Genomic DNA, 20,327 nt, shown 5'->3' with positions numbered 1-20,327 from the left:
CGAACAATGACACAATGGAGCGCTGACTTGTCCGTTTGACCCATTCCATCTAGGATGGGGAGCATGGACGTCCTGTCCGAAGTGCTCGCCGCGTCCGGCATCACGGCAAGCTCGGGACTGCGTATCGTCGCAGGCGGCGACTGGGGCATGACGCGACCCGAGTGGACGGACGCCGCGCTCTACGGTGTCGTCTCCGGAGAAGGAGTTCTCTTCACCCGGGAAGACGGCCTACGTCCGTTCGCCGCGGGCGACGTCCTGCTGCTCACCTCCGGTATCGCGCACGTCATCGCCTCCTCCCCGTCCGCCGAGGCCGCGATCTGCGATGGCCGGGCCGTCGCCGAGGCGCAGCACAGCGGTGACTTCATGAGGCTCGGTACCGGCGACGCCACCGTCCAGCTGGTCGCCGCGTCCTATTCCCGCGACATGATCGCGCCGCTGCCGTGGCTTCACCAGCTCCCCGATGTGATCCACATTCGCGCCGAAGCCACCGACGCGCGCACGGTGACGACCATGCACTTGCTCGACCTCGAGCTGACCGAGCCCGGCGCGGGTTCACGGATCATCATCGACCGGCTCGTCGACGTACTCCTGGCCTGCGCGCTGCGATCCTGGGCGAACGGCGACACGGAATGCGAATCAAGCCTGTGGCGCGCCCTCCGCGACCCCGCCGTCGTCTCTGCGGTGGCAGCGATTCACCGTGACCCGTCCCACGCCTGGACCGCCGCCACGCTCGCGAAGGAGGCAGCCGTGTCGCGCACGACGCTCAACCGGCGGTTCGAAGCCGCGACCGGCGACGGTCCCGCCACCTACCTCACGCGCTGGCGGATGCACCTCGCGGCACGCCGTCTCCGCGACAGCGACGACACTGTCGAGCACATAGCCGCCGAAAGCGGATACACGTCGGTCGCGGCCTTCAGCCGCGCGTTCCGCCGGGAACTGAACACACCGCCGGCACAGTTCCGGCGCGACTCCCGCGTCACCTGACTACCTTCTTCGGTGCCGTCGACCTCGAAGCCCGGCCGGTCGCGGTGTCGTGGCAGCCCCAGGCGGCGAGCACCTGGAGGGCGATGTGCCCCAGGCCGCCGACGCCGACCACCGGGACACCGTGGTACCCGCGCACAGCAGCGGGGCGGTTTCAGCGGACGTCAGTGCGACGGTGATCGGCGGGACGTGCCGCCAGTCGCTCGCGCGCACCTGACCGGCGAAGGTGCCACCGGTGCCCGCAGGCGTCGCGCTCCGGCTGCGATATATGGACTTGGTGTTCACGCGGCCGGACGGCAGCCCACTGCACCCGGCCGATGTGACCGACGAGTTCGCTCGGTTGATCTCGCTCGCGGGTTTGCCGCCGATCACGTTGCACGGTCTTCGGCACGGTGCTGCGACCCTGGCATTGGAGGCCGGGGTGGACATCAAGGTGATCCAGCAGTGGCTGACGATGCTGCGCGGAAGCTGGCGGGGGTGATCCCGAGGAGGGCGTTGCACCCGGCGTGCGCTCTCGGGCTCCCCTCGGGCTCCCGACCGACCACAGTGGACAGTCCAGAGGCGGATGAAAAGTTTCCGGAAAACACAAATCCCCAGGCCGAAGAGATCTTCAACCTGGGGAGTGAGGGTGCGCCATCAGGGACTCGAACCCCGAACCCGCTGGTTAAGAGCCAGCTGCTCTGCCAATTGAGCTAATGGCGCCGGTGTCTGCCGGAGGTTTCCCTCGGCGACGTGGAAAAGATTAGCACCAGCCGTCGAGCCTGTTTCAGGGGGGTCCCCTTGTGCGGGTTCGGGCGTTCCCGCCCCGGTGTCCGGGCTGGTCGGGCACACTGGAGCCGGACATGGACGACTAAACAGGCGGGTGGCATGAGGCGTTCGAGCGGCAGGTGGGCGCGGTTGCTGGTGGCCGCGGGGGTGATCGGCCTCACGGTGGCCGGGTGCAGTGGTAGTCCTTCGGGTGAGCCGCAGCAGGTGACAACGTCCGCGTCCGCGCCGAAGCCGGTGCTGAAGGCCGCCGCGCTCACGCTCACTCCGGCCACGGACGCCAGGGACGTCGCGCCCGGTGAGCCCGTGACCGTCGCCGTTGCCGACGGGAAGGTCGGGGATGTGACGCTGACCGGGGCCGACGGGAAGGCCGTCGGCGGGAAGCCTCGGGCGGACGGCGCCGGGTGGGACTCCGCCGAGCCGCTCGGGTACGGCAAGACCTACAAGCTGACCGCGACGGCCACCGGGACCGACGGGAAGCCGGTCACGGCGGAGTCGAGCTTCACGACCGTCAAGCCCGCTCGCCAGCTCGGTGTCTCGGTGAACCTCGTCGAGGGCGAGACCGTCGGCGTCGGGCTGCCGCTGATCTTCACCTTCACGGGCAACGTCGCCGACAAGGCCGCGGCCGAGAAGGCGCTCAAGGTCACCGCCGAGCCGGCCACCGAGGGCGCGTTCCGCTGGTCCGGCGACAAGCAGGTGACCTGGCGGCCGAAGGACTACTGGAAGAGCGGCACCAAGATCAAGGTCGACGCCGCCGTCTACGGCAAGCCGCTCGGCAACGGCAGCTACGGCCGCGAGGACAAGACGATCACCGGCGCCGTGGGCGACAAGCTCGTCGCGGTCGCCGACGGCGGCACCCACCAGATGACGGTCACCGTCAACGACAAGGAGGTCAAGACCATGCCGACCTCCATGGGCAAGCCGGGCCACACCACGCCGGCTGGGACCTACACCGTCATGAGCGAGCACACCGGCTACACGATGGACTCCGGCACCTACGGCGTCCCCGAGGACACCCCCGGCGGCTACCGCACCTTCGTCCAGTACGCCGTCCGCCTGTCCTACAGCGGCATCTTCTACCACTCCGCGCCGTGGTCGGTCCGGCAGCAGGGGCACAGCAACGTCAGCCACGGCTGCCTGAACCTGTCCACCGAGAACACGAAGTGGCTGATGGACACGTCCAAGAAGGGCGACGTCGTCACCGTGCAGAACAGCGGCGGCCCGAAGCTCGAACCCACCGACGGCTGGAGCGTCTGGCAGCTGTCCTGGGACGAGTGGCGGACCGCCGCGAACTAGCGGTTGTCGTACTCCTCGCGGGCCGCGTCGATGTGCGGCAGGTGTTCGATGCTCCACGCCAGCAGCGGCGCGGTGGCCTCCCGCAGGGTGCGGCCCATCGGCGTCAGCTCGTAGCTGACGTGCGGGGGCATGACGGCGACGACCGTGCGGGTCAGGATGCCGTCGCGCTCGAGGTCGCGCAGAGTCACGGTGAGCATCCGCTGGCTGATGCCCTCGACGGACCGCTTGAGCTCGGTGAACCTCCGCGGCCCGTCCTTGAGCATGCGCACGACCAGCAACGCCCACTTGTCCCCGACGATGCCGAGGACTTGCCGGGCCTTGCACGGGTCCTCCATGGTTACCTCCTGAGAACCGGGGCACCATTTAGTGCCGTATTGCCCGGTGCGCGTCGAGTGGATCACGATGGTCTCGGTTACCGAATGGTACCGAGGCACGAGGAGGAACCACTCGACCATGACGACATTTCTGCTGGTACACGGCGCTTGGCACAGCGGACGCAGCTGGGACCGCGTGGTCCCGCTGCTGGAGGCCGCCGGGCACCGGGCGTTCGCGCCGTCCCTGACCGGCTACGGCGACAAGGCGCACCTGCTGACCCCGGACGTCGGGCTCGGCACCCACGTCGACGACATCGCCGGCCTGATCGAAGACGAGCAGCTCGACGACGTCGTGCTCGTCGGCCACAGCTACGCCGGGATGGTCGTCTCGGGTGCGGCCAACCGCGTCCCGGAGCGGATCGCGCACCTGGTCTACCTCGACGCGATGGTGCCCGAAGACGGCGAAACCGCGATCGACGTGATGCCGATCAGCAAGCAGCTCGTCGACGCGGCCGTCGACGGCTGGCGCGTGCCGCCGCTGCCGGAACTGCCGCCGCCGCTCGGCCTGTTCGGGGTGACCGATCCCGACGACGTCGCCTGGCTGCGTTCGATGCTCTCGGACCAGCCGGTGCGGTGCCTGACTGAGCCGGTGCGGCTGGACGACCCGGCCGTGCGGGCGATCCCGCGCACGCACATCCACTGCGTCGCCGGCCGCCCGGAGGGCATCACCCGGCGTCCCGTCCCAGCGGGCGAGCGAGTGCGGGAGCTGCCGACCGGCCACGACTGCATGATCACCATGCCCGCCGAGCTGGCGGGCCTGCTGCTCGAAACGAGCTAGCCCGATTCCCGGACGAGCTTCCGCGCCTCGGCCTCGGTGTCGACCGCGGGGCCCGAGCCCCACAGCGGCTTGTTCGCCGTCTCGCGGCTGAAGTACACCGCGACGGCGCCGATCGCGCCGGCCGCCATCATGTACCAGGCCGGCCAGAAGTCGTGGCCGGTGGACGAGATCAGCGCCTGCATGACCAGCGGCGTCGTGCCGCCGAAGAGCGACACGGAGATGTTGAACGCGATGGACAGCGCGCCGTAGCGGATCGCGGTCGGGAACAGCGCGGGCAGCGTCGCGGGCATCGAGACCTCGAAGCAGAGCAGCAGCAGGCCGAGCCCCATCAGGCCGAGGAAGGTGACGACGAGACCGCCGTCGTGCACCAGCAGCATCAGCGGCCAGGAGAGCACGAGGAAGCCGAGGCAGCCGGCCATCATCACGGGTTTGCGGCCGATCTTGTCGGTGATCCGGCCGCCGACCAGGATGATCAGCATCATCACGACCATCACGACGATGATCAGCAGCAGGCCGTGCGTCGCGTCGAGGTGCAGCTGCTCGGACAGGTACGTCGGCATGTACGACAGCAGCATGTAGTCGGTGACGTTGAACACGAGCACCAGGCCGATGCAGATCAGCAGCGAGGGCCAGTAGTCGGTGAACATCTTCCAGAACGGCTCGCCGGAGCGGCCGCGCTTCTCGGACTCCGCGGCGTGCTTCTGGAACGCCGGGGTCTCTTCGAGCTTGAGCCGCATGTAGAGGCCGATGATGCCGAGCGGGCCGGCGACCAGGAACGGGATCCGCCAGCCCCAGTCGAGCAGCGTCTCGTGCGGGACCCAGGTCTTCATGCCGGTGACGACGGTCGCGCCGAGCACGTAGCCCGAGAGCGTGCCGAACTCGAGCCAGGAGCCCATGAAGCCGCGGCGTTTGTCGGGGGAGTACTCGGCGATGAACGTCGTCGCGCCGCCGTATTCGCCGCCGGTGGAGAAGCCCTGCACCATCCGGGCGAGCACCAGCAGGATCGGCGACCAGACGCCGATGGAGCTGTACGACGGGATCAGCCCGATGCAGAGGGTGCCGATCGCCATCATGATCATGGTGACGGCGAGGACCTTCTGCCGCCCGATCCGGTCGCCGAGCGGCCCGAACACGAGCCCGCCGAGCGGCCGCATCAGGAACGCGGCGGTGAAGGCCCCGAACGTCCCGATCAGCCGTACCCCGGGCGCCACGCTCGCCGGGAAGAACACCTCGGAGATGGTGTCGGCGATGTAGGCGTAGACACCGAAGTCGAACCACTCCATCGCGTTGCCCAGCGCGGCCGCCGCGACGGCCCGCTTGAGCAGCGACTGGTCGACCACGGTGATGTCCTCGTACCGCAGTTTCTTCTTGCGCAGCGTCACCCGTGAACGTTCCACGAGATCACCGTGCACCCCGGTCGAGAGTCCCGCACGTTGAGCCATCCGGTCGTGAGGGTTACCACTGGCAGGCGAAGGCCATCCGGGTGAACACGGATCGCTACACTGGCCGCGCGCCTCTCGCCGCAGGGCGTTTTGCCAGGTTTTCGAGGGGTGTGCTGCTGCTCGTGGTGCCCCGAGGGGGTTACCCGATGTCGACGGTCGTCGTTCCGGAAGCACCGGTCGAGCGCAGGTTGCCGGCGCCGCTCTGGTGGTCCGTGCTCTCCGGCCTGTTGCTGCTGGTGGTGTTCGCGGGCTACACGGTGTGGGCCGGGATCTGGACGTCGACCGGCATCTACCTGGAGGACTTCAAGTCCTACGTGGCCACCGGCCAGGCGGTGCGCGCGGGTGCGCCGCTGTACGAGCCGGGCGTGTCCCACCTGCCGACGATCGGCGGCACGTTCAAGTACACGCCGTTCGCGGCCGGGGTGTTCGTCGCCCTGACGCTGGTGCCGAAGCTGCTCCTGCCGATGCTGGCCCTGCTGGTGAACCTGTTCTCGCTGCTGGCGGTCGTCTGGATCTCGCTGGGGCAGCAGGGTTACGCCCGCGACCACGGCCGGGTCGCGGCGACGGCGGCACTGACGGCGTTGGCGCTGCCCCTGCAGCCGGTGCTGATGAACTTCACGGCGGGCCAGGTGAACCTGGTCCTGCTGGTACTGGTCCTGGCGGACCTCACGGGCCGCAACCGCTGGTGGACAGGCGTCGGCGTAGGAGTCGCGGCGGGCATCAAACTGATCCCAGGCATCTTCGTCATCTACCTACTGGCCACCCGCCGCTTCCGAGCAGCGGCAGTAGCAGTAGGCGCATTCGCCGTAACGGCCCTAGCAGGCTTCGTAGCCCTACCAGGCGACTCAAAAGCATTCTGGGCAGCCAACCTGGCCGACCCGTCAAGGATCACGGGCGACAGCGACGCAATGTCCCCGGAAAACCAGTCGATCCGCGGAGCACTCGCACGCCTACTGGGCATAGCGGACGTCCCAGGCCCCATCTGGATCCCAGTAGCAGGAGTAGTCGCCCTGGCGGCCCTCTGGATAGCAGTCCGAGCCCACCGCGAAGGCCGCGAGCTGCTGGCAGTGAGCGTCATAGGCGCAACAATGGTCCTGGTAACCCCCTGGACCTGGACGCACTACTGGGTCTGGTTCATCCCGTTCTTCGCAATGGCCGCCGGCGGCGCCCTACGCTCCCGCACTTGGTGGCCAGCAGCAATCTTGACACTGACATACCTGCTGACATTCGCCTGGAAGGTAGGAGCAGGACGCTCAAACGTCCCCTTGGTAGGTCTGGTAATCCTCCCGGAGAACTACCCGACAGCAGCCCAGGCGCTAGCCCACACCTTGTACGTCCTCCTGGCCCTGGCCCTACTGGCCTTGGCGGCAGCACGCCCAGCCTGGCTGAACCCGTCAAAAGAAGACTTCATACCCACAACCTGACCCCCCAGGCCAACCACACGAGATGGGGGTCCGGGGGGCACCCCCCGGCGGGGGTGTGGGGGTTCGACCCCCACAGGAAAAGGCAAAACCCCGGCTAGGGTAGGGGCCCGCAAGGGCACCGACCAAGCCGGGGCAACGGGGTGAGCGACGGGTTTCGAACCCGCGACCTCCTGGACCACAACCAGGTGCTCTACCAGCTGAGCTACGCCCACCATCTGAGGCAACCGCGTGCGATCACCTCGATGTCGTAATCGTAGCGGGTGCCCGCGCGTGGTTTTCCAGGGGGTTACCCCTGGTGCTGTTCGCGCACTTCAGCGGCGGCGGCTTTGGCTTCGTCGCTGCTGGGGCCGGGTTGGGCGACGAAGGCGACGCGCCGGTAGTAGTCGAGTTCGCCGATGGATTCCTTGATGTCGGCGAGGGCGCGGTGGGCGAGGCCCTTTTCCGGCTTGGCGTAGTAGATGCGCGGGTACCAGCGGCGGACGAGTTCCTTGATGGAGGAGACGTCGACGAGGCGGTAGTGGAGGTGCGCGTCGAGGGCCGGCATGTCGCGGGTGATGTAGCCGCGGTCGGTGGCGATGGAGTTGCCGGCCAGCGGTGCGGTGCCGGGTTCGGGGATGTACTCGCGGATGTACTCGAGGACGCGGCGCTCGGCTTCTTCGAGGGTCACCGTGGAGCGGCGCACTTCTTCGGTGAGGCCGGAGTGGGCGTGCATCTCGCGGACGATCTCGGGCATGCCGGCGAGTTTTTCCTCGTCGGCGTGGATGACGATGTCCACTCCCTCGCCGAGCACGTTGAGCTCCGCGTCGGTCACGAGGGCGGCGATTTCGATCAACGCGTCCTTGCCGAGGTCGAGCCCCGTCATCTCGCAGTCGATCCAGACTAGGCGGTCGGTCACCTGGTGACCCTAACCCGACACGGGGACAAGAGGTGCGTTACCTGCACGTACGGCGCGTTTACGCTCGCGGGGCCGCCACCGGTGTGGTGCAGGACACAGATCGGGGAGTCGCGAGTGACGGAGCAGGGGACGCCGGCGGGCGAGATCGCCGCCGGTTATGCGAGTGAGGGTGCCGCGCTGGAGCTGGGTGCGGTGGTGATCGACGGGCAGGTGGACGCGGGTGCCGCCGTGCGCCTGCCGTTGGCGACGCTGAACCGGCACGGGCTGGTCGCGGGGGCGACCGGGACGGGCAAGACGAAGACGTTGCAGCTGGTGGCGGAGCAGCTGTCGGCGGCCGGGGTGCCGGTGGTGCTCGCCGACGTGAAGGGTGACCTGTCGGGTCTCGCGGCGGCCGGCGAGGCGAACGACAAGGTGTCGAAGCGCTCGCAGGAGCTGGGTGACGACTGGGCGGGGACGGCGTTCCCGGTGCAGTTCCTGTCGCTGGGGACGGGCGGGAAGGGTGCGCCGATCCGGGCGACGATCACGAGTTTCGGGCCGGTGCTGCTGTCGAAGGTGCTGGGGCTGAACGAGACGCAGGAGTCGACGCTCGGCCTGATCTTCCACTGGGCCGATCAGCGCGGGCTGGCGTTGCTGGACACGAAGGACCTCCGGTCGGTCATCACGCACCTGACCAGCGACGAGGGCAAGGCGGACCTCAAGGGCATCGGCGGCGTCTCGGCCGCGACGGCCGGGGTGATCCTGCGTTCTTTGTCCAATCTGGAGGCCCAAGGCGGGGAGGACTTCTTCGGCGAGCCGGAGCTGGACGTCCACGACCTGATGCGCGCCCGCGACGGCAAGGGCGTCGTCACGCTGCTGGAACTGGACAACCTGCAGGCGAAGCCGGCGTTGTTCTCGACGTTCCTGATGTGGCTGCTGGCCGAGCTGTTCGAGGAGCTGCCGGAGGAGGGCGATCTCGACCAGCCGAAGCTGGTGTTCTTCTTCGACGAGGCGCACCTGCTGTTCAACGACGCGTCGAAGGCGTTCCTGGAGCGCATCGAGCAGACCGTGAAGCTGATCCGGTCGAAGGGCGTCGGCGTGTTCTTCTGCACGCAGCTGCCCACGGACATCCCGAACAACGTCCTCTCCCAGCTGGGCGCGCGGATCCAGCACGCGCTGCGGGCGTTCACCCCGGACGACCAGGCGGCGCTGGCCAAGACGGTCAAGACCTACCCGAAGACGAAGTTCTACGAGCTCGACACGGCGTTGACGTCGCTGGGCATCGGCGAGGCGATCGTCACGGTGCTGTCGGAGCGGGGCGCGCCGACGCCGGTGGCGTGGACGCGGCTGCGGGCGCCGCGGTCGAAGATGGGCTCGATCGGCGCGGAGGCCGTCGCCGCTTCGGTCGCTTCGTCGGATCTGCACGCGAAGTACGCCGAGACGATCGACCGGGAGTCGGCCTACGAGAAGCTGGCCGCGAAGGTGGCCGCGCCTGCGCCCGACGCTCCTGCGCCTGAGTCCGCGCCCGCGCCCGCTCCCAAGAAGGAGAAGGAAGAGCCGGGGTTCGTGGAATCGGCGATGAAGAACCCGGCCGTGAAGTCGTTCATGCGGTCCGCCGCCAGTGCCCTGGGCCGGGAGATCACGCGCGGGCTGTTCGGCAACCGGAAGCGCTGAGAAAACCTGACGTGTCCTGTCAGGTATCGCTGCCAAGCTGGCGCCCATCACCGACGAACAGGGGAAACCAGCCATGACCAGCACCGCCACCGCGTCGTTCGTCCTCGACAAGTGGGAGCCGCAGGCGACCGACGAGGACGCGGGCACGGAGTTCGCCCGGGTGGCGATCACCAAGACGTTCACCGGCGCGGTCGAGGGGACCAGCACGGTCGAGATGCTGACGGCGTCCAACGCGACTTCGCGCGCGTACGTCGCCTTCGAGCGTCTCGCCGTCTCGGTCGACGGCCGCAAGGGCGCGTTCGTCCTGCACCACACGGCCGACGACACCGGCCTGACGTTGAAGATCCTCACCGGCTCCGGCTCGGGTGAGCTGGCCGGGATCTCCGGCACGGCGAGCATCGAGATCGACGAGGAGAAGAACCACACCTTCACGCTCACCTACGAGCTGTAGACAGCGCGAAGGCCGTTTCGAGAGCCCCCGATTGACTCTCGAAACGGCCTTCGCCGTGTTCCCCGCTCCCCGAAGCGGGAGGGACGGGCCGCCCCGAACACGACCCGTCCACGTCTTTCAGTTGTTCACGATCTGGTCGACGATCTTCTTGGCGTCGTTGATCGGGATGGCGAAGCCGATCCCGACGCTGCCCGCGGAGCCGTTCGCCGACGCCGTCGGGCTGTAGAGCGCCGAGTTGATCCCGATCACGTTGCCGTTCGCGTCGACCAGCGCGCCGCCGGAGTTGCCCTGGTTGATCGAGGCGTCCGTCTGGATCGCGGTGTAGCTGGGCGAGTCGCTGGTCTGGTTCGAGGTGCGGTTGAACGGCGACTGCTGCTGCTCCTGCTCGCCCTGGCCGATGTCGGACAGGTTCCGGTTCAGCGCGCTGACGATGCCGGTCGTGACGGTGTTCTGCAGCCCGCCCGGCGAGCCGATCGCGATGACCTCCTGGCCGACGGCGAGCTTGCTCGAGTCCCCGAGGCTGGCGGCCGTCAGGCCGCTGGCGTTCTTCGCCTGGACCACCGCGATGTCCGCCTTGGTGTCCGCGCCGACCACACTGGCCTGGTACTTCGTGCCGTCGGACGTCGTGATGACGACGCTCTGGGCGCCGTCGACGACGTGCGCGTTGGTCAGGATCCGGCCGTCGGCGCTGAGGATGACGCCGGAGCCGATCGCCTCGCCCTGATCGGTGGTGACGTTGATCTGCACGACGCTCGGCGTCACCTTCGCCGCGACGCCGCTGACGTCACCGGACGTGCTGTTGGCGACCGTCTGCCCCGTCGCCGCCGGCGCGCTCACCGACGTCGTGCCGTCCGCCGAGGTCGCGGTCAGCCCGACGATCGCGGCGCCGCCGACGCCCCCGACCAGCGCGGCGCCGAGTGCGGTCGCGCCGACCAGCATCGCGACCCGGCCGCCCCGGCGCGGCTTCTTGAGGGCCTGCGGTGCCGGCGGCTGCGGGGTGAAGAGCGGATTCGGCGCGGCCTGCTGGGGGTAGGCGTACTGCGCGTACGGCCCGTACTGCTGGGTGTGCTGGTGCGGCTGGTGCCCACCGGGTGAGGCGGGGCCGGGCCGACTCTCGTTCTCGGTCATGAACCAAGATTCGCGCCTGTGCTTGTGAACAACCTGTGGAAATCCCTCAGGCTTTGCTGAGAAGAATCAGCTGAGAAAACTCAGGCGGTTCTCAGGCTTTCCGCGCGCCTCAGTCGAAGAACGCCGGAACGTCCAATGCACCTCCCGCCGCTTCGAACTCGTCGTGGACGGCTTTCCGCAGCTCGGCGTCGCCGAGGTAGTCCGCGGCGGTCAGGGCCAGCCCGAGCGCGCCGTCGCGGACGCCCGCGTCACCCGTCTCCGAACCGGCCGCGGCCGCGAACTCCTTGGTGTGCAACGCGACCGTCGGCCCCGAGATCCCGAGCATCGGGTGCAGCGCCGGCATCCGGTAGGAGAGGTTGCCGAGGTCGGTGGACCCGGTGAGCGACTCCGGGACGATGCCGGGTGGCAGCGGCTTGCGGCCGGTGCCGGCCTGGTTGACCGACCAGCGCCCGGCGAGCGTGGTGTTGAACCGGATCGGCAGGTAGGCGGCCTGGGCGTCCCAGATCAGCTCGACTCCGCAGCCGGTCATCGCCGCCGCGCCCTCCGCGATCGACGTCATGCGGGTGGCCAGGTCCCGCAGGGTCTCAGGGTTCTGGGAGCGCAGGTAGAACAGCAGCGCGGCGCGGGCCGGGATGACGTTCGGCCGCGCCCCGCCGTCGCTGAACACGCCGTGCACGCGATCGCTCTGCGGAAGCTGCTGCCGCAGCGCCGAGACGCCCTGGTAGGCCGCGACCGCGGCGTCGAGCGCGTTGCGGCCCATGAACGGCTGGGCCGAGGCGTGCGCGCCGACGCCGTGGAAGACCATCTCCAGCTGACGGCGGCCCAGGAACGGGTGCAGCGCGACGTCGTGGCTGAACGGGTGCAGCATGATCACCGCGTCGACGTCGTCGAAGACACCCGCGCGCGCCAGGATCTCCTTGCCACCACCGCCTTCCTCGGCCGGCGTGCCGATGAGGCTGACGCGCCCACCGAGCCTCTCGGCCACCGCTGCGGCGCCGAGGAAGCCGCCCGCGGCGGTGGTGCAGATGACGTTGTGGCCGCACGCGTGGCCGAGACCGGGCAGTGCGTCGTACTCGGCGAGGACGGCGATGTGCGGGCCGTCCCGCTCGGGCGTGCTCACGCGCAGCGCGGTGTCGAGACCGCCCACGCCGACGGTCGCTTCGTGGCCGTGGCGCGCCAGGAGGTCCGCCAGCGCGCCGACCGAGCGGTGTTCCCCGAACCCCTCCTCGGGGTGGGCGTGCAGATCTTGGCTCAACGCCACCAGATCGGGTGAACTGCGCTCGACCGCTGACGTCACCTCGGCCCGAGTCGCCTCGTCCGCGCCGGTGTGCGGCGAGGACAGCGGCTCGGCCGCCGCCACCGCGTCGGCCGTGGCTTCGACCAGGGAACGGAGGTAGCTGTCGTCGGGCGGGACGGGTTCGGCGTGGGTCATGGGGCGATGCTAACCGCCACCCCCGACAGTTCGCGGCGCTCAGCCCAGCCGGGCCGCCACGATCTGCGTGACCCCGGCGTACCGCTCGGTGGTCTCGGTGAAGCCGCGGGCGCGCAAGCTCGCCGCGATTTCGCCGCGGTCGAACATTTTCTGCCCGCTGACGATCCCGCCGACGGACTCCAGCAGCCGCGCGGGTTGCCGACCGCGGCGTGCGCTGGTGAGCAGCACGATCCGGCCGCCGGGCTTGAGCACGCGCGTGAAGGAGTCCAACGCGGTCTCCGGCTCGGCGAACATGTGGAGCGCGGCGAAGCAGCAGACGGCGTCCACAGTGGACTCTCGCAGGGGGACGCGCACCGCGTCCGCGCGCAGGTAGGCGACGCTGTCCGGGCCACCTTCGGCCACGGCCTTGGTGAGCATCGTGCGCGCGCCGTCGAGGCCGATCGCGAGCCCGGCCGGGCCGACGGCCTGACCGAAGGCGCGGGTGAACCGGCCGGTGCCGCAGGCGACGTCCAGCGCGGTCCGGCCCGGCCTCAGGTCGAGGAGTTTCGTGGCGAGCCGGACCTCGCCCGCCATGCTGGGCCCGGCCGGGCCCTTGAGCGCGCGGCCGAGCGCGGGGCGCCAGTACCGCTCGTAGACCCGCGGGAGCAGGGTGGTGCGCATCAGGCGTTGCGTGATGCCGGTGGACGGGCCGGCCTGGTCCGCCGTGCCCAGCAGGTCGAGGAAGCCGGCGCGGGTTTCCGCCGGGGCCTCCAGCAGCTTCTCGAGCCGGTCGGTGGCGGTGGTCGGCACAGGCGCTCCCGTCGTCCGGATACCGGCAGTATGCCCAAGTCGAGGTCACTCGACCGAGTGAACAACTCCGAGCGCGGGCCTTCGAGGCCCGGAAATTGTCGGTGCCCCTTCCTAACGTCGTCGGCGAGGTGGCGATCCACCGATCACCGACTCCGAGGAGGAGACATGGCGGTTTCCAAGATTTCCGCACCGAGCGGGGAGATCCCGGTCCGCGGCCCGTTCGACCTGGCCGCGGCGGCGAAGTTCCTGACCGGGTTCGCCCCCGCCGGGCGGCCGGAAGCGGACACGGAGCCCGGAGCGCTCCGCGTGGCGTTCCCGGTCGACGGCGCGTGGACGCCGGTGGGAGCGGTACTGAGACAGAGATCGCCGGGCGTGGTCGAAGTGGAGGTCCACGCCCCGGAAGAGCACACGGAAGCCGTCCTGGCGCAGGTCACGCGGATGTGTTCGCTGGACGTCGACGCCACCGGGTTCCCGGAAGCCGGCGGGCGCGATCCGGTCGTCTCGATGCTGCAAGGCCTGCACCCCGGGCTGCGGCCGGTCCTGTTCGCCTCGCCGTACGAGGCGGCGTGCTGGGCGGTGCTGAGCCACCGGATCTGGATGTCGCAAGCGGTGCGCCTGCGCCGCGGCCTCACCGAGCGCCACGGCGTGCAGGTCGACGTGGACGGGGCGAGGCTCTGGTCGTTCCCGGCGCCCGGCGAGCTGGCGAAGCTGGAGTACTTGCCGGGCGCACCGGTGCAGAAGCTGCACCGCCTGCGAGCGATCGCCGGGGCCGCGGCCGAGGGCCTGCTCGACGCGGCGACGTTGCGGGCGATGCCGGCCGACGATGCGCTCAAACAACTGCAGCTGTTGCCAGGCGTGGGCCGGTTCAGCGCGGAGCTGATCCTGATCCGCGGCGCCGGGCACCCGGACGTCTTCCCGCGCGGGGAGAGCCGCCTGCACGAGATCATGCGCGAGGCCTATCACCTCCCGGACGCGGGAGTGGCGGAGCTGACGGAGATCGCGGAGGCCTGGGCGCCGTTCCGGAGCTGGACGTCGTTCCTGTTCCGGGTGGAGGGCGAGGCCCGGATGCGGGAGTCGCGCTGAGCTGAGCCGCGGCTGTCGTGTTGTCCGCGGCACCCTGATCACCATCCCCGCCCGAGCCGAGGAAGGAGGTGCACCAACGAGCCGAACCCATACCGGAAGCCGCGGACCTCGCTCCGGTGGGGACTCACCGTAGCCAGATGTCGCCTGTGGTGAGGTGTCCGGGTGAGCTCGCCCGTTCAACTCGCGCTCGACAGCACGGCCCGTGACGTCCCGGCGGCCCTCCAGGCCGCCGCCGACCCGGCCGCGACCCTGCTGGAGCAGGCCCAGACGCCCGCCGTGATCACGCTGGTCGCCGGGGGTGTGGCGCTGCTGGTGGTGCTCGTCGGCGGCACGATGTGGCGGCGGGCACGCAACGTCGTCACCATCGTGCACGAGGCCGGCCACGGGCTGGCGGCTGTCCTGGTCGGCCGGCGTCTGCAGGGCATCAAGCTGCACTCGGACACCTCGGGCGTCACCGTCTCGCGCGGCAAGCCCGAGGGGCCGGGGATGGCGTTCACCGCGATGGCCGGGTATCTGGCGCCGTCGGTGCTGGGGCTGCTGTTCGCCAGCCTGCTGGGCAACGACCTGGTCGGTACGGTCCTCGTGCTGATCGCGCTGCTGCTGCTCGGCGTGCTGGTGATGGTGCGCAACGCCTACGGGGTGTTCACGGTCGTGGCCAGCGCGGTGGTGCTGGCGCTGGTCGCGTTCGTCGCGCCGGTCGAGGTCCAGGCCCCGTTCGGCTACCTGCTGACGTGGTTCCTGCTCTTCGGCGGCGTCCGGCCGGTGATCGAGCTGCAGACCAAGCGCCGCCGCGGCCAGGCCCGCGACTCCGACGCCGACCAGCTCGGCCGCCTCACAGCGGTCCCGCCGATCCTCTGGGTCCTGGTGTTCGCGGTGGCCACGGTCAGCTGCCTCATCGCCGGCGGCCTGTGGCTGCTGGAGCCCGTGGCCAAGTAGCCACCGGCCTGGCGTGCCGGGCACGGCACGGCGCGGCGTGCCCGGCGCAGCGGCCCAGCGCAGCGGTACGGCTGTGGCCGGTGCTGCCGTGCTCCGGTCCGCTGGGTCGTGGCGCAGTCGAACCGTGGCACGTCCGCACACTGCGCACCTGAGCCTGGCGTCCCCCACTGCGGAGCACACGAACCGTGGCGCACACAAGCCGTGGCGCGCTCGAACGCTGCGCACCTGAGCCGTGGCGCTCCCCACCGTGGCGCGCTCGGGCTGTGGTGCACTCGACCCGTGGCGCCCCCTGGCCGCCGGGCCTGGCCCATGCGGCAAACTGGACTCTCGCTGGTCAGCCGGAGGGAGCCGAACGATGGACGAGGTCGCCAAGGCCGTGGAGGAATGCGCACGGGCTGCGAAGCTGGCCGCGCCGTCGCTTGCCGCCGCCAGTGCGGAGGCCGTCGACGCCGCCCTCGCCGGGATGGCCGAGCGCCTGCTCACGCACCGCGACGAGATCCTCGAGGCGAACCAGGCCGACGTCGAGCGCTCGAAGGCCGAGGGGATGAGCGCCGGTCTGCTCGACCGGCTCACCATCACCCCGGAGCGGCTGACCGGCATGGCCGAGCAGCTGCGGCTGCTCGCCGGCGCGCCGCACCAGGAGCGCTCGGTCGAGGTGTCCACGCTGGACGGCGGGCTGCGGCTGGTCGAGCGGCGCCGTCCGGTGGGCGTGATCGGCGCGAACTACGAGGCGCGCCCGAACGTCACGGTCGACGTGGCGTCGCAGTTGGTCAAGTCGCGCAACGCCGGCGTGCTGCGCACGGGTTCGGCCGCGCTCGGCTCGGCGCAGCGGCTGCGTGAGGTGGTCATCGCGCCGGCGCTGACGGCGGCCGGCATCGACGCCGACTGCGTCCAGCTGGTGCCGCGCGTGGAGCGTGAAGCCGCGTCCGCGCTGGTGCGGCTGCCAGACCTGGTGCCGCTGGTCATCCTGCGCGGCAGCGGGGACAGCACCCGCGCCCTCGCCACCGAGGCCGCGGTCCACGGCGTGCGCACGCTCGCCCACGCCGACGGCGGCGGCGTCCTGTACGTCGACCGCGGCGCGGACGTCACCAAGGCGCGCGACCTGGTCTTCGCCAGCCTCGACCGGCTGGGCGTCTGCAACCGGCTCAACCTGCTGCTGATCCACGAGAACATCCACGACGACGTCTGGCCGGGCATCGCCGACGCGCTGGCCGAGCGCGGAGTGACGCCTTCGCTGGCCCCGCACGAGCACGCGATCGGCTACGAGTGGGCCTTGGACTCCGACCGCGAGGCGACGGTCACGGTCGCCACGGTCGGCGCCCTCGCCGACGCCGTCGAGATCGCGAACGAGCAGACATCGGGCCTGGCCGCGGGCATCGCGACCGAGGACGAGGCCGCCGCCGACGCGTTCTTCGACGGCTACACCGGCACGGGCGTGTTCTGGAACGCCCCGACCCGCCTCCTGGACGGCTTCAAGCTCCTCGCGGTCCCGGAAACGGGCATCAACTTGGACAAGGTCCCCGGCCCCCGCGGCCCGGTGACGTACACGGACCTCTACGTCCGCCAGTACGCCGTCCTGCCCGCCTGACGACGACCCAGCGAAGGACCTGCTCGGCCGCTATGGACGGCGGCCGAGCAGGAGCCCGTCCAGATCCACGGGGCGACAGCACGCGGGGCGGAACCGGAACCGGCAGATCAGAAACCGCAGGCTGACCGCTGTGCTCTTGCCACGGCCGGGATCTCCGGAGTCGGCAAGTGTGGGACCGCGGGCTGACCGTCGTGCCCTTGACCGCGGCCAGGGTCTCCGGAGTCGGCAGGTCCGGGACCGCAGGTTGACCGTCGTGCCCCTGACCACCGCCAGGATCTCGCGGCTGTCGCGCAGCGCGTCGGACTGCCGTGCCGAGGCAGCTCCCGGAGCCGGAATCCTTCGGCTCCGACGCCCGCGGGGATGATTCCGCGAGGGCCGGACAACCGCGTGCCGACACCTGCGGCGCCGGGACCTCGCGCATCGACCCCCGCAGTGCCACCCTCCCCGGCGGTTCGACCCCGTGGTACGAAACCTGTCGCGCTAGCGGCGGCGGCGCAGCTGCCGCACCGGGGCTATGCCGGTCAGTGTGTGCAGGTCGTCCGCTGTGTCGGCCGCGTTGGCGACCAGCTCCGGGCGGTCTTCCAGGTCGTGCAGGTGGCGGAAGATCGCCGTGGGGCCGTCGCCGACCGCGATGACCGCCACCAGGCGGCCCTCCGGGTCGCGGGTGAGGCCGGTCGTCACCGCTATCTCGCGGCCGACCGTGTCGAGCGTGGTGAGCGTCCGCTCTTTCTGCCAGCCTCGCGTGGTCATGTTCCCCTGCTCCGAGTTCGGGTGGTGACACGTCGTAGACGTCCCGATCGCCCGCGGTGTTACGGCCCGGCATACTGGATCGGGTGATCGACCGGCCGCACGTCCTGCTTTCCGCCGCGCAGTCCCTCGACGGCTTCCTCGACGACACCTCGCCCGAACGGCTCGTGCTGTCCACTGAGGACGACTTCGCCGTCGTCGACCGGCTGCGGGCCGAGGCCGACGCCATCCTCGTCGGGGCCGGGACCGTGCGGGCCGACAACCCGCGGCTGCTCGTCCGGTCGCCCGACCTGCGGCGGCGACGCCTGGAGCAGGGGAAGCCCGAACAGCCGGTCAAGGTCACCCTGACCACCCGCGGCCTCGATCCCGGCGCGCAGTTCTTCACCGTCGGGGACACCGAGAAGATCGTCTACGCCCCGCCCGGCGCCGCGGACCAGCTCAAGCACGTCGCCACCGTCGTCGACGCCGGCGATCCGCCCGACTTCGGCCGCGTTCTCGACGACCTCGGCGCGCGCGGCATCAAGAACCTGCTGGTCGAGGGCGGTGGCGGGATCCACACGCGGTTCCTCGCCGAAGGGCTCGCCGACGAGCTGCGGCTGGCGATCGCGCCGTTCTTCGTCGGCCAGCCGGCCGCTCCCCGGTTCGTCGGGCCCGGGCTCTACCCGCGGCCGCTGCGTCTCACCAGCGCCCGCGAGCTGACCGGCATGGCGATCCTCGAGTACCGCGCGGCCGACGAGCCGAGCGGCCGGGACGTCCAGCGGCTCCGGGAGGCCATCGCGCTCGCCGCCGAGTGCCCGCCGAGCCACACCTTCCGGGTCGGGGCCGTCGTCACCGACGTCGACGGCGAGGTCATCGCGACCGGGCACTCCGGGGAGGGCGATCCGCTCAACCACGCCGAGGAAGCGGCCCTCGCCAAGTGTGAAGGCGACCCACGGCTGGCCGGCGCGACCGTGTACAGCTCGCTCGAACCCTGCAGCAACCGCAGCTCGCACCCGCGCAGCTGCACCCAGCTCATCCTCGACGCCGGGATCCCGCGGGTCGTGTTCGCCTGGCGCGAGCCGCCGGTTTTCGTCGACGCCCAGGGCACCGAGCTGCTGCGGCAGGCCGGGCGGCACGTCGTCGAGGTGCCCGCGCTGACCCCGGAGGTCCAGCGCGAGAACACCCACCTGACCTTCTGACGAGCGAAGGCCGCCCCGGGAGAACCCGGGACGGCCTTCAGCCGAACGAGCTCAGCAGGCGCCGTTGTCGGTCCAGACGCCCCATTCGCCGGTCGTGCCCGGCTCTTCGCCCTGCGTCCACCACTTCGCGGTGAACTTGTGGCTGTTGTGCGAGACGGCGTCGTCCTTGACGTAGACCTTCGCCTTGTCCCACGCCGCCGCGGTGCAGGAGCCGCCGCCCGGGGTGGTCGGGGTGGTGGTCGTCGGCGGGGTCGGCGTCGTCTGGGGCGGGGTCGCGCCGGCGAAGCGGACGCTGAACTTCGTGAAGTCCCAGTCGTTCTGCGGCACGTTGCTGCAGACGCCGTTGTCGGTCGTGCCGACGCAGGCGCGGTCGCGGTTGACCGACCAGAACGTGAAGCGGCCCAGGCCGTGGCTGGTCGCGTAGTCGTACACGGTCTGGAAGTCCGCGGTGTAGAACATCTCCGACGCGTCCGACTTGCCGTTCATGCCGGAGAAGCCTTCGTGCGAGTACGCCGTCGCGCTGTCCCAGCCCATGTGCGACATCAGCAGGCCGTGCAGGGCCTCGAGCGCGGACACCTGCGAGGAGCCGCCGTTGAAGCCGCCGTCGAACGGCATGATCGAGAAGTTGTTGGGGGAGAAGCCGATCGACTTCGCCTGGTCGAGCAGCTGCGTGCCGAACCAGCCGGTGCCGGCCGCGGTGCCCGGCATGGTCACCGACACGAACAGGCCGGGGTTGTTGGCCTGCAACGTCTTCGCCGCGCCGAGCTCGTTCGCGATGGCCGCGGTGTTCTCGTACTCCGGCTCTTCGAGGTCGAAGTCGATCGCCTTGAGCGAGTACTTCGAGATGACCTGCTGGTACGCGGCGGCGGTCGCGGCCACGGTCCCGCAGGTCTGACCGAGCTTCGTGCCGCCGTACCCGCCGACGGACACCGAGACGTCACCGCCCGCGCCGCGAATCCGGGAGATCACGCCGGCGACGTTCGTGTCCGAGGAGACCGCGGCCGTGCCGTCCCAGGTCGGGCTGCAGCCGCCGCCGTTGGGCGCCAGGATGAACGCCAGCTGGAACGCCTTGAGCCCGGTCGCGTTCATCACGGTGACCGGGTCGGGAGGATTGTTGCTCACGGGCATCAGATACGGCGCCGCGGCGTACCAGTTGTTGCCCAACGCCGCTGTCGCGGAGGGCGCGCCGATCACGAGACTCACTGCTGTACCGATGAAGGTGGCGGCGGCGAGCCCGACGGCGGCCAGTCTGCTTCTGCGCATGATCTGTCCTCCCGGTGGGGTTCGAGGGTGGTCAGATCATTGGACTAGACCATTTCAAAGTCAAGACGAAGGCGGAGTTACGGGCGAAACCCGAGAAATGTCGCATTCCGAAGACGACGAAAGGCGG

20 protein-coding genes and 2 tRNA genes are annotated in these 20,327 nt (G+C 70.2%); 12 read left to right on the top strand and 10 right to left on the bottom strand.

Features of this window, described 5'->3' with window-relative positions:
• Positions 1–63 precede the first annotated feature (63 nt).
• From OHS58_RS26625 to OHS58_RS26615, 3 genes are read left to right on the top strand one after another with little or no spacing between them, the layout of a single operon-like run.
• Entirely contained in the window at positions 64–984 is a 921-nt protein-coding gene (locus OHS58_RS26625) for an AraC family transcriptional regulator (protein WP_328644376.1), read from the top strand.
• A 49-nt stretch (positions 985–1,033) separates the two neighbouring features.
• Positions 1,034–1,198 carry a hypothetical protein gene (locus OHS58_RS26620; RefSeq protein WP_328644375.1) on the top strand — a complete coding sequence of 55 codons (165 nt, stop codon included), beginning with the start codon at positions 1,034–1,036 and terminating at the stop codon, positions 1,196–1,198.
• An 18-nt stretch (positions 1,199–1,216) separates the two neighbouring features.
• A complete protein-coding gene (locus OHS58_RS26615; RefSeq protein WP_328644374.1) occupies positions 1,217–1,462 on the top strand; it encodes a tyrosine-type recombinase/integrase in 246 nt (81 codons plus the stop codon).
• A gap of 148 nt (positions 1,463–1,610) precedes the next feature.
• Here the strand turns inward: OHS58_RS26615 and OHS58_RS26610 are convergent.
• A tRNA-Lys gene (locus OHS58_RS26610) sits at positions 1,611–1,683 on the bottom strand.
• Between the two features lie 165 nt (positions 1,684–1,848).
• Between OHS58_RS26610 and OHS58_RS26605 the strand changes: the two genes are divergently transcribed.
• On the top strand, positions 1,849–3,042 hold the full coding sequence (locus tag OHS58_RS26605) for a L,D-transpeptidase (protein ID WP_328644373.1): 1,194 nt from the start codon (positions 1,849–1,851) through the stop codon (positions 3,040–3,042).
• On the opposite strand, the gene OHS58_RS26600 is transcribed toward OHS58_RS26605, so the two are convergent.
• Entirely contained in the window at positions 3,039–3,377 is a 339-nt protein-coding gene (locus OHS58_RS26600) for a winged helix-turn-helix transcriptional regulator (protein WP_247055967.1), read from the bottom strand. The genes OHS58_RS26605 and OHS58_RS26600 overlap by 4 nt on opposite strands.
• A 118-nt stretch (positions 3,378–3,495) precedes the next feature.
• On the opposite strand from OHS58_RS26600, the gene OHS58_RS26595 reads away from it, so the two are divergent.
• Entirely contained in the window at positions 3,496–4,194 is a 699-nt protein-coding gene (locus OHS58_RS26595; protein WP_328644372.1) for an alpha/beta fold hydrolase, read from the top strand.
• On the opposite strand, the gene proP is transcribed toward OHS58_RS26595, so the two are convergent.
• Complete coding sequence (proP, locus tag OHS58_RS26590; RefSeq protein WP_326958893.1) at positions 4,191–5,636, bottom strand: glycine betaine/L-proline transporter ProP; 1,446 nt, start codon at positions 5,634–5,636, stop codon at positions 4,191–4,193. The two genes, OHS58_RS26595 and proP, sit on opposite strands and share 4 nt — an antisense overlap.
• A gap of 146 nt (positions 5,637–5,782) precedes the next feature.
• Here proP and OHS58_RS26585 point away from each other — a divergent pair, with 146 nt between their 5' ends.
• Positions 5,783–7,060, top strand: a complete 1,278-nt coding sequence (locus OHS58_RS26585) for a glycosyltransferase 87 family protein (protein WP_328644371.1) — start codon at positions 5,783–5,785, stop codon at positions 7,058–7,060.
• Positions 7,061–7,199: 139 nt separating this feature from the next.
• On the opposite strand, the gene OHS58_RS26580 is transcribed toward OHS58_RS26585, so the two are convergent.
• Together OHS58_RS26580 and orn are read right to left on the bottom strand one after the other, a co-directional pair.
• Positions 7,200–7,272 (bottom strand) — tRNA-His (locus tag OHS58_RS26580).
• Positions 7,273–7,346: 74 nt separating this feature from the next.
• The gene (gene orn, locus OHS58_RS26575; protein ID WP_247055958.1) at positions 7,347–7,955 is read right to left on the bottom strand and encodes an oligoribonuclease; all 609 of its coding nucleotides are present in this window, start codon (positions 7,953–7,955) and stop codon (positions 7,347–7,349) included.
• 114 nt (positions 7,956–8,069) lie between these two features.
• Between orn and OHS58_RS26570 the strand changes: the two genes are divergently transcribed.
• Positions 8,070–9,605, top strand: coding sequence for a helicase HerA-like domain-containing protein (locus OHS58_RS26570; protein WP_328644370.1), 1,536 nt, complete (start codon positions 8,070–8,072; stop codon positions 9,603–9,605).
• Between the two features lie 73 nt (positions 9,606–9,678).
• A complete protein-coding gene (locus OHS58_RS26565; protein ID WP_328644369.1) occupies positions 9,679–10,056 on the top strand; it encodes a DUF3224 domain-containing protein in 378 nt (125 codons plus the stop codon).
• 117 nt (positions 10,057–10,173) lie between these two features.
• Here the strand turns inward: OHS58_RS26565 and OHS58_RS26560 are convergent, their stop codons facing one another.
• From OHS58_RS26560 to OHS58_RS26550, 3 genes are all read right to left on the bottom strand, one after another.
• Positions 10,174–11,184, bottom strand: a complete 1,011-nt coding sequence (locus tag OHS58_RS26560) for a S1C family serine protease (RefSeq protein ID WP_328644368.1) — start codon at positions 11,182–11,184, stop codon at positions 10,174–10,176.
• A 109-nt stretch (positions 11,185–11,293) separates the two neighbouring features.
• Positions 11,294–12,616 carry a M20 family metallopeptidase gene (locus OHS58_RS26555; protein WP_328644367.1) on the bottom strand — a complete coding sequence of 441 codons (1,323 nt, stop codon included), beginning with the start codon at positions 12,614–12,616 and terminating at the stop codon, positions 11,294–11,296.
• Positions 12,617–12,655: 39 nt separating this feature from the next.
• Positions 12,656–13,405, bottom strand: a complete 750-nt coding sequence (locus OHS58_RS26550; protein WP_328644366.1) for a class I SAM-dependent methyltransferase — start codon at positions 13,403–13,405, stop codon at positions 12,656–12,658.
• 165 nt (positions 13,406–13,570) lie between these two features.
• Here OHS58_RS26550 and OHS58_RS26545 point away from each other — a divergent pair, with 165 nt between their 5' ends.
• The 3 genes from OHS58_RS26545 (at position 13,571) to OHS58_RS26535 (ending at position 17,012) form a co-directional block, all read left to right on the top strand.
• Entirely contained in the window at positions 13,571–14,488 is a 918-nt protein-coding gene (locus tag OHS58_RS26545) for a DNA-3-methyladenine glycosylase family protein (protein WP_328644365.1), read from the top strand.
• Positions 14,489–14,650: 162 nt separating this feature from the next.
• Positions 14,651–15,424 (top strand): M50 family metallopeptidase, encoded by a 774-nt coding sequence (locus OHS58_RS26540; RefSeq protein WP_326943660.1) that lies wholly within the window; start codon positions 14,651–14,653, stop codon positions 15,422–15,424.
• Between the two features lie 355 nt (positions 15,425–15,779).
• Entirely contained in the window at positions 15,780–17,012 is a 1,233-nt protein-coding gene (locus tag OHS58_RS26535) for an aldehyde dehydrogenase family protein (RefSeq protein ID WP_247055942.1), read from the top strand.
• A 480-nt stretch (positions 17,013–17,492) separates the two neighbouring features.
• Here OHS58_RS26535 and OHS58_RS26530 read toward each other — a convergent pair whose 3' ends face one another.
• Positions 17,493–17,762 (bottom strand): hypothetical protein, encoded by a 270-nt coding sequence (locus OHS58_RS26530; protein WP_247055940.1) that lies wholly within the window; start codon positions 17,760–17,762, stop codon positions 17,493–17,495.
• An 83-nt stretch (positions 17,763–17,845) separates the two neighbouring features.
• Here OHS58_RS26530 and OHS58_RS26525 point away from each other — a divergent pair, with 83 nt between their 5' ends.
• Complete coding sequence (locus OHS58_RS26525; RefSeq protein WP_328644364.1) at positions 17,846–18,937, top strand: dihydrofolate reductase family protein; 1,092 nt, start codon at positions 17,846–17,848, stop codon at positions 18,935–18,937.
• 51 nt (positions 18,938–18,988) lie between these two features.
• Here OHS58_RS26525 and OHS58_RS26520 read toward each other — a convergent pair whose 3' ends face one another.
• A complete protein-coding gene (locus OHS58_RS26520; RefSeq protein ID WP_326958912.1) occupies positions 18,989–20,200 on the bottom strand; it encodes a chitinase in 1,212 nt (403 codons plus the stop codon).
• Between the last annotated feature and the right edge of the window lie 127 nt (positions 20,201–20,327).

Source organism: Amycolatopsis sp. NBC_00348 (assembly GCF_036114655.1).
Lineage (GTDB): Bacteria > Actinomycetota > Actinomycetes > Mycobacteriales > Pseudonocardiaceae > Amycolatopsis.
Note: the sequence above shows the minus strand (reverse complement) of the source record. Positions and strands in the feature narration are given on the sequence as shown.

Excerpts from the sequence above, each read along its gene's own strand:
- OHS58_RS26545 (WP_328644365.1), top strand. The coding sequence starts at position 13,571 with ATGGCGGTTTCCAAGATTTCCGCACCGAGCGGGGAGATCCCGGTCCGC.
- OHS58_RS26530 (WP_247055940.1), bottom strand. The coding sequence starts at position 17,762 with ATGACCACGCGAGGCTGGCAGAAAGAGCGGACGCTCACCACGCTCGAC.
- OHS58_RS26595 (WP_328644372.1), top strand. The coding sequence starts at position 3,496 with ATGACGACATTTCTGCTGGTACACGGCGCTTGGCACAGCGGACGCAGC.
- OHS58_RS26605 (WP_328644373.1), top strand. The coding sequence starts at position 1,849 with ATGAGGCGTTCGAGCGGCAGGTGGGCGCGGTTGCTGGTGGCCGCGGGG.
- proP (WP_326958893.1), bottom strand. The coding sequence starts at position 5,636 with ATGGCTCAACGTGCGGGACTCTCGACCGGGGTGCACGGTGATCTCGTG.
- OHS58_RS26555 (WP_328644367.1), bottom strand. The coding sequence starts at position 12,616 with ATGACCCACGCCGAACCCGTCCCGCCCGACGACAGCTACCTCCGTTCC.
- OHS58_RS26565 (WP_328644369.1), top strand. The coding sequence starts at position 9,679 with ATGACCAGCACCGCCACCGCGTCGTTCGTCCTCGACAAGTGGGAGCCG.
- OHS58_RS26520 (WP_326958912.1), bottom strand. The coding sequence starts at position 20,200 with ATGCGCAGAAGCAGACTGGCCGCCGTCGGGCTCGCCGCCGCCACCTTC.
- OHS58_RS26625 (WP_328644376.1), top strand. The coding sequence starts at position 64 with ATGGACGTCCTGTCCGAAGTGCTCGCCGCGTCCGGCATCACGGCAAGC.
- OHS58_RS26585 (WP_328644371.1), top strand. The coding sequence starts at position 5,783 with ATGTCGACGGTCGTCGTTCCGGAAGCACCGGTCGAGCGCAGGTTGCCG.
- OHS58_RS26560 (WP_328644368.1), bottom strand. The coding sequence starts at position 11,184 with ATGACCGAGAACGAGAGTCGGCCCGGCCCCGCCTCACCCGGTGGGCAC.
- OHS58_RS26600 (WP_247055967.1), bottom strand. The coding sequence starts at position 3,377 with ATGGAGGACCCGTGCAAGGCCCGGCAAGTCCTCGGCATCGTCGGGGAC.
- OHS58_RS26535 (WP_247055942.1), top strand. The coding sequence starts at position 15,780 with ATGGACGAGGTCGCCAAGGCCGTGGAGGAATGCGCACGGGCTGCGAAG.